Source organism: Longimicrobium terrae, from assembly GCF_014202995.1.
Classification (GTDB): Bacteria; Gemmatimonadota; Gemmatimonadetes; order Longimicrobiales; family Longimicrobiaceae; genus Longimicrobium; species Longimicrobium terrae.
Genome location: NZ_JACHIA010000023.1, coordinates 97,161 through 104,123 on the forward strand (window position 1 = coordinate 97,161; position 6,963 = coordinate 104,123).

7 protein-coding genes are annotated in these 6,963 nt (G+C 70.7%); 3 read left to right on the forward strand and 4 right to left on the reverse strand.

Features of this window, described 5'->3' with window-relative positions; translation table 11 throughout:
* Nucleotides 1-101 precede the first annotated feature (101 nt).
* From HNQ61_RS24515 to HNQ61_RS24525, 3 genes are read left to right on the forward strand one after another with little or no spacing between them, the layout of a single operon-like run.
* Complete coding sequence (locus HNQ61_RS24515; RefSeq protein WP_170033075.1) at nt 102-881, forward strand: hypothetical protein; 780 nt, start codon at nt 102-104, stop codon at nt 879-881.
* Nucleotides 878-1,393, forward strand: coding sequence for an acyl-CoA thioesterase (locus HNQ61_RS24520; RefSeq protein WP_170033077.1), 516 nt, complete (start codon nt 878-880; stop codon nt 1,391-1,393). Before HNQ61_RS24515 ends, HNQ61_RS24520 begins: the two co-directional genes overlap by 4 nt.
* Entirely contained in the window at nt 1,390-2,058 is a 669-nt protein-coding gene (locus tag HNQ61_RS24525; protein WP_205761305.1) for an HD domain-containing protein, read from the forward strand. The genes HNQ61_RS24520 and HNQ61_RS24525 overlap by 4 nt, the downstream gene beginning before the upstream one ends.
* A 166-nt stretch (nt 2,059-2,224) precedes the next feature.
* Here the strand turns inward: HNQ61_RS24525 and HNQ61_RS24530 are convergent, their stop codons facing one another.
* The 4 genes from HNQ61_RS24530 to HNQ61_RS24545 form a co-directional block, all read right to left on the reverse strand.
* Nucleotides 2,225-2,500 (reverse strand): hypothetical protein, encoded by a 276-nt coding sequence (locus tag HNQ61_RS24530; protein WP_170033079.1) that lies wholly within the window; start codon nt 2,498-2,500, stop codon nt 2,225-2,227.
* Between the two features lie 87 nt (nt 2,501-2,587).
* On the reverse strand, nt 2,588-3,682 hold the full coding sequence (locus tag HNQ61_RS24535; RefSeq protein ID WP_170033081.1) for an ATP-binding protein: 1,095 nt from the start codon (nt 3,680-3,682) through the stop codon (nt 2,588-2,590).
* The gene (locus tag HNQ61_RS24540) at nt 3,675-5,345 is read right to left on the reverse strand and encodes a GAF domain-containing sensor histidine kinase (RefSeq protein ID WP_170033083.1); all 1,671 of its coding nucleotides are present in this window, start codon (nt 5,343-5,345) and stop codon (nt 3,675-3,677) included. Before HNQ61_RS24540 ends, HNQ61_RS24535 begins: the two co-directional genes overlap by 8 nt.
* 260 nt (nt 5,346-5,605) lie before the next feature.
* On the reverse strand, nt 5,606-6,559 hold the full coding sequence (locus HNQ61_RS24545; RefSeq protein WP_170033085.1) for a DUF4382 domain-containing protein: 954 nt from the start codon (nt 6,557-6,559) through the stop codon (nt 5,606-5,608).
* Nucleotides 6,560-6,963 lie beyond the last annotated feature (404 nt).

The following is a 6,963-nucleotide window of genomic DNA, read 5'->3' on the forward strand; positions in this document are numbered from 1 at the left end:
AATCCAGGAGGCGCCTCTCGGTCCCCGGCGGTACCGCAAGCGGTGAGGGCACGGGGTAGGTCCAAAAGCTAATCGCGCCGGCCTCTTCCATCAAGAGCCAGATGCCAGAACATTCCCGGTTCCCGGATCCGGTACTCAGGACTGCGTTACAGACGTCCATCATCGAATCCGTGTCACGGCCCCGCCTCCTTGCCCACGTTTCCAACACCGGCGAGGGGTGGAACGAAGCAATCGGCCGGTACCGCTTCGATATCGAGCTTGCCCGGGCGCTGCATCCAGTGCTCAATTGGGCGGAGGTGGTACTGCGGAACCACCTTCACGGCGCAATCGGACAGTCAGTCGGCAGCCGCGAGTGGCTGATGGGCCGCCCTGGACTGCTGCTTCCGCTGGAAGACGCTGAACTCCGTGGACTTCTGCTTCGGATCAGGCACCGCGCGCAGTGGCGCCGCGGGCAGATCCGGCTGTCCGAAGACCTCGTAATCGGAGAGCTGCCATTCGGCTTCTGGACCCGCCTGCTGGGTTCCGAGTATGCGAACCGAAGACTCCGGCGCGAACAGCGCTTCTGGCCGATCCTGCTGGAGGACACTTTTCCACGATGTCCGCCGGAGATGAGGACGCGAGCGGCGGTGAGTGCCCGGTTCGGGGAGATCCGCATGATCCGCAACCGTGTGGCGCACTACCGACGAGCGAACCATCTGGCCGATCGCGCGCTCTACGACCGGATCGTGGAGGCGATCGGGTGGATGAACGGCGACATTGCGGCGATGCTGATCGCGGAGGACCGCCCGCGCTTCATCGCCCTGTACGAAGCAGGCGCGCAGCCGTGGATCGACCGTGTCGCCAACTGGCAGCAGGATGCACTCAACCTGAACGATAGATGACCGTGAGCAATCCCGAGCACGACGCCCCCCAGGGCAAGACGCCGCGCGAATCCGCGTCGACGCTGTCCGAAAGCATGATGCCCGACCAGCTGAACCACCACGGCAACGTGTTCGGCGGCGAGATCCTGGCGCTGGTGGACAAGTGCGGCGGGGTGGTCGCCCGCCGCCACGCCCGCGGTCCCGTGGTGACCGTGGCGGTGGACCGGGTGGAGTTCCGCGAACCCATTTACGCCACCGACTACGTGGAAGCGCACGGCCGCCTCATCTCCGTCGGCCGCTCGTCCATGGAGGTGATGGTGACCGTGGAGGCGGAGCAGGTGGAAACCGGACACCGCCGTCGCACCAACGTCTGCTACCTGACGTACGTGGCGCTCGACAAGCTGAACGGCCGTCCCTGCGCCGTCCCGCCGCTGATCCTGGAAACGGACGACGACCGCCGCCTGCACGCCGCCTCGCTGCGCCGCCGCGAACGCCGGCTGGCCGACGAAGCCGAGGCGCAGGAGGACGAATGATCAGCGGTCCCGCGAGGCCTGACGACAACTCCGCCGACGCGCTCGTCGCGATGAGCGACGCGGAGCGGAGTGCCCGCCTGGAGCGGCAGATGGCGTTTCTGCTGGAAATCGACCGGCTGAAGGGCGTGCTGCGGCAGACACGCGTGCTGGCGGGCGAGCGGCGGGAAAACAGCGCGGAGCACTCGTGGCACCTGGCCCTCTGCGCCATGGCGCTGGCCGAGCACGCGCCGCCGGGCACCGACCCCGTGCGCGCCGTGGCGATGACGCTCATCCACGACATCGTGGAGATCGACGCGGGCGACGCCTTTGCCTACGACACCGCCGCCAACGTGGGCAAGGAAGATCGCGAGAAGGCAGCCGCCGCGCGCATCTTCGGCATGCTCCCGGAGGAACAGGCGGCGGAACTGATCGGGGTCTGGGAGGAGTTCGAGGCGGGCGACACGCCCACCGCTCGCTTCGCCGTGGCCATGGACCGCCTGCAGCCGGTGATGCTCAACTTTGCCAGCGAGGGCGGAAGCTGGAAGCAGCACGCCGTGACGTACGAGCAGGTGATGATCCGCATGGCGCCCATCGAGCGGGGCGCGCCCGCCGTGTGGCCCTGGTTGCTGCGCCTGCTCGACGAGGCAATCGGGCGGGGATACCTGCCGCCCCGGTCCACGGTGTAATCCTCCGCGTCAGTGTCGTTCCGGGAACGGCATGCGCGGACGGAGTGGCCGAAAACTTGTGCAGCGTGCAACCTTTGCCGAACCCTGCAATACATGTTGCAGGAAACGGAAGAAGCCCGCGGGAGCGATCCCCGCGGGCTTCTTTGATTGTGCGACTCCGGCCGGCTCAGTTGCCGCCGACCAGCAGCCCGCCGTTGTCCCCCGGCTTGGGGGGCGGCCCACCCTCGGGAGGCGTTTCGTCCTCGTCCACGGACGCCCCTGACGTGGTGAAGGTGCTGGGGGGCGCCGCCGCGGTGCTGTCCGTCTCGGTGCGGTTTCCGCCAACCAGCAGCCCCTGGTTGTTGAGAGGGCCGTCCGTGCCCAGCGGGTCGCTTGCGGAATCGCTGCAGGCAGCGAGCATCAGGGCGACACCAAGGGCGGAAACGATGCGGAAGCGGCTCATGCGGCCCTCCAATTCGGCTTGCAAAGGACAGGTTCAGTACGCCGGGTATCAAGGCAATCGTCGTGCCCGTCCCGTACGTCCGACCCGCTACCCCGGTCTGGTGCCCGGCTCCTCCCTGCCCGCGTCCTCGTCCTGCTCCCCATGCTCTACCAGCGCGGCGGCGCGGAGTTCCACCAGCCGCAGCTGGCGGCGCGCGCCCACCTCGGAATACAGCCCCGCGGCCTCGCGGTACGCGGCCCGGGCATCGGCCGGGCGGCCCTGCGCCTCGCGCAGATGCCCGCTCTCGCGCAGCAGCTCCGCGCGCTCGAACGCGGTGGCCGCCGTCGCCATCCGCCGCGCACGCTGCAGCCCCTCGTCCGCGTCCCGCAGCCTGCCCTCGCAGCGGGCCAGCATGGCGCGGAACTTCTCCACCTCACCCAGCGTGCCCAGGTCGCCCACGGCGCGGGCGGCTTCTTCCGCGCTGTCCAGCGAGCGGCGGGCGCGAGCGGTTTCGCCGATTTCGATGAGCGGGTGCGCGCGGTTGCTGTACAGACGCGCCAGCATGGGAGATTGGGACAGCCGCTCGCCGATTTCAATGCCGCGGCTGAAGTACACCTCCGCCTCCATCCACTCGCCCTGGTAGATGCTGGCCACGCCCAGGTTGTTGTACGCCATCATCGCGTGTGCGCTGTTCCCCGAGCGCACGAACGAGCCGATGCTTTCCAGGTAGCGCGTCCGCGCCTCGAACAGATCGCCGCGCAGGTGCGCGATCACCCCCGCGTTCTGGCAGGCCAGCCCGGCCAGTTCGTCGTCCCCCAGGTCCAGCGCCATCTCCAGCGCCCGGCCGTACAGCGCGGCGGCCCCCGCCCAGTCCGACTGCTCGTAGCGGATGATGCCGCGGACGTTGAGCGCGCGCGCGGCGGCCTGCGGCAGCCCGCTGCGCTCCGCCATCACGAAGCTCAGGTCGGCCAGCTCCTCCGCCTCTTCCAGCCGGTGCTGCTGCCGGCGCACCCGCGCCTGCCCGCGCAGCGCGTCCACGGCCGAGGCCAGGTCGCGGTCCATCACGGAGGCGCGAAAGGCCAGCGAGTACAGGCGCGCCGCCGCGTCCCACCGGCCCAGTCCCTCTTCTTCTCCCGCGCGGGCGGCCATGCCGCGCGCGTCGTCGGCGCCGGCGGAGCGGAGCAGCGTGGCGGCGTCAGCCATCGGCGGGAAGGCGCAGGACAAAGGTGGAGCCGTGCCCCGGCGTGCTTTCCACCCGCAGTTCGCCGCCCAGCAGGCGGGCCAGCTTGCGGGAGATGGCCAGCCCCAGCCCCGTGCCGCCGCGCCCCGTGGCCCCGGACACCTGCTCGAACTCGTGAAAGATGCGCTCCTGGTCTTCCGGCCTGATTCCCGGGCCGGTGTCGGACACGCGCACCTCCACCCAGCGCCGCATCCCCGATCCGTCGTCCGCCTCCGCCTGGGGCGCGTCGAGCACGACGGTCACCGCGCCGCGGTCGGTGAACTTGATGGCGTTGGAGAGGAGGTTCACCAGGATCTGCCGCACCCGGTCGCCGTCCGTGTGCAGCCGCGGCAGCACGGCGCCGGGAGCGACGGCGATGGCCAGCTTCTTTTCCCGCGCCAGCGGCTCCACCGTGCTGACCGCGTCGTCCACCACCATGTAGGGCGAAACGAGGTCGATCACCAGCTCCAGCTTGCCGGCTTCCATCTTGGAAAGGTCCAGCACGTCGTTGACCAGGTACAGCAGGTTCTGCGTGGCGCGCTGCGAGCGCTGCAGAAAGGCGACGGACTCCGGCTCCAGCCGGCCCACCACGCCGTCCAGCAGGAGCGAGTTGTAGCCCAGGATGGCGTTGAGCGGGGTGCGCAGTTCGTGGCTCACCGAGGCGAAGAAGCGGTCCTTGGCGGCGGCGCTCCAGCGCAGCTCCTCGTTGGCGCGCTCCAGTTCGTCCGAGCGCTCGGCCAGCGCCTCGTGCAGCCGCGCGTTGCTGATGGCGACCGCCGCGTGCCCCGCCAGCGTGAGCGCCAGGCGCACGTCGCGCGGGGTGATCTCGTACTCGCGGCGGTACCCCACCACCAGCGCGCCAAAGGTTTCGCCGAACGCGGCCAGCGGCACGCCCAGCCCGGCGCGCATCCCCTCCGCGGCGTGAAAGGGCTCGTCCGTAGCCGCCGATTCCGAGGAATCCAGCGTGAGCGGCTTGCCCGCCTCCGCCACCCGCGCGGCGAACGGATCGTCCCCCGCGCCGTCGGGGGCGCGCAGGCCGGCGGACGCCAGGGTGCGGATGCGGCCGGCGGAGGTGGCGTTCACGGTGACGTAGTGCGCCCCCAGCAGCGTGCGGGTAAAGCGCGCCACCATGTTCAGCACCTCGTCCGGATCCAGCGTGCGGTTGGCGGCGAGCCCCAGAACGTGCAGCGCCTCGCTTTCCTCCGCGCGGCGCCGAAAGGTTTCCGCCTCTTCCTCCAGCGCGCGCGTGCGCATCTCCCTGGCGCCCACTTCGGCCAGCGCCCGTGCCAGGTCCCGCCACGGCGCGTCCACGCCGAAGCGGCACACGCCCATCACCACCACGGCGGCGGGCGCGGTGCCCTCCGCCACGCCGGGACCGCGCAGGGGGAGCAGCAGCGCGCTGGCGCCGGGGTGCTCGGCCGCGTCGTCGGGAAAGCCGGGAGTAAGGGGGTGTACCGTGGGCGACGCCGCGCCCAGGGCGGCGGCGAGCAGGCGGGGGGAAAGGACGGTGCCTTCCGGCGTGGCGGCGACGACGCGCCCATCCGCCGCCACCCACACGCCCGCCGCCACGGCCCCGCACACCGCGTGCAGCGCGGATGCGGCGTCTTCGCTCTGGTAGACCCGGAGGGTGGCCTCGCGAGGATCCATGCCGTGGAAGCGGAGGAAACGGATGGTGGGCGAACCCGCCGGTGAACGGACCGCCCGCCAGTGTCGTTGCGGGTTCGCACAACCTAATGGAGCCGGGGCGCGGCAACAATGGACACCCACGCGCAACGGCCCCATCCGGACGGCCGTCCCCGGAACAAGCGGTAGCACCTGCGCTATCGCGAGCCCCCGTGCTCCGCAGCGGCGGGGGGCGCGGCTCCCTGCGGAACCACGCCCCCGATCCTTCATCTACTCAGGCCGCGTCAGGCGCCCGCGCGCACCTTGCAGATGGCGGCGGTGATGCTGTAGTCCGCCGCCGCGGTGCCGCCGGAGGTGACCGTGACGGAGGGCGCGCTCACCGTGGCGGTCAGGTTCAAGGTGTCGCCATTGGTGTAGCCCAGGGTGGGACGGTAGCCCATGGCGTACGTTCCCGCGCCGGCGGTGATGCGGTAGCGTCCGTCCGTTCCCACGATGGTGCTGACCGAGTCCGTGCCCGCGACCGCCACCGGCGAGAACACGGTGACCGGCACCGCCGCCCCGCCGCAGGCGGGAAGGGTGACGCCCGGCGCCGTGGCCACCGTCCCCGCGATGCCGCCCGCGAAGCCCACGCTGGTGGCGCGCAGCACGGGGTGCAGCGTCCAGTGGCCCGGGCCGCGGCCCTGCTGCACCAGGCTCTGGCTCACGTCGAAGTCCACGGTCAGCAGGGCGGACTCGTTCTCCAGGTTCACCGCGCCGTCGCCGGAGGGGAACTTGACCTTGACGCCGCTGGAGCAGGCGGAGGGGATGTTCAGCCGGCCGGCGGAGGCCGCCACGCCCGCGGGAAGCTGCGCGCCGGACGAGGCGAACACGGCCCCGTCGTTGGTGACCACGTACGCTTCGCACACCACGAAGCGCAGTTCCGAGTAGCGCCCGGCGGGTACGGTGGCGCCGCTCACCAGGTCCGCCGTGCGGCCGCCGGAGAGGGTGAGCAGGTTCACCCACTCGCTGCGGCCAGCCGTCAGGTCCACGCGCCCGCCCTGCCCCGCGGTGGCGGAATCCGTGCTTTCCCCGCCCTGCAGGTAGATGCGGTCGATGCGCACCCATGCCTCGCGTACGTCCGCGGGGGCGTCGGTGAGGCGGATGGAGACGCGGGCCTGGTCGCTGCTGGTGCCGCCGTCGCAGGCGGCGAGCGCCGCCGCGGCGAGCAGGGGAAGAAGGAGACGGGTGTGCGAGGTCATGATGGTGTGTCCGTTGGGGCAGGTTTTCCGGGCGCGCCGGCGAGTGTGCTTCGGCGGGGAGCCGAAGCCACATCCGCGCGGGTGAAGGCTCTCCTGGCTGCACCCGCGGGGAGCGGGTGCGCCGATGAGGATCGCCGTCTTCTGATCGCGCCGGTTCGCCCTCTTGACGCCGCCTGTTTACAAGCGTCACAACCGCCGTCCATCGCCAGAAATGCTGCTACGGCAAGCCGTTTCAGCAACTCACCTCACAAACGGAACGGGAGCCTCCGCGTTTCGCGAAAGGCTCCCGTTGTTCGGAACCGCCACGTGGTGGCCCTCACCCCGCGTGCTGCGCACGACGACCCTCTGATAAGAAACAACGGGGTTCCGCACGTCAGGCGGCGGTCTTGAGCTGTACCGAATAG

Bases quoted from the DNA above. Each gene is read 5' to 3' on its own strand.
- HNQ61_RS24530 (WP_170033079.1), bottom strand. From the start codon at position 2,500: ATGAGCCGCTTCCGCATCGTTTCCGCCCTTGGTGTCGCCCTGATGCTC.
- HNQ61_RS24520 (WP_170033077.1), top strand. From the start codon at position 878: ATGACCGTGAGCAATCCCGAGCACGACGCCCCCCAGGGCAAGACGCCG.
- HNQ61_RS24535 (WP_170033081.1), bottom strand. From the start codon at position 3,682: ATGGCTGACGCCGCCACGCTGCTCCGCTCCGCCGGCGCCGACGACGCG.
- HNQ61_RS24525 (WP_205761305.1), top strand. From the start codon at position 1,390: ATGATCAGCGGTCCCGCGAGGCCTGACGACAACTCCGCCGACGCGCTC.
- HNQ61_RS24545 (WP_170033085.1), bottom strand. From the start codon at position 6,559: ATGACCTCGCACACCCGTCTCCTTCTTCCCCTGCTCGCCGCGGCGGCG.
- HNQ61_RS24515 (WP_170033075.1), top strand. From the start codon at position 102: ATGCCAGAACATTCCCGGTTCCCGGATCCGGTACTCAGGACTGCGTTA.
- HNQ61_RS24540 (WP_170033083.1), bottom strand. From the start codon at position 5,345: ATGGATCCTCGCGAGGCCACCCTCCGGGTCTACCAGAGCGAAGACGCC.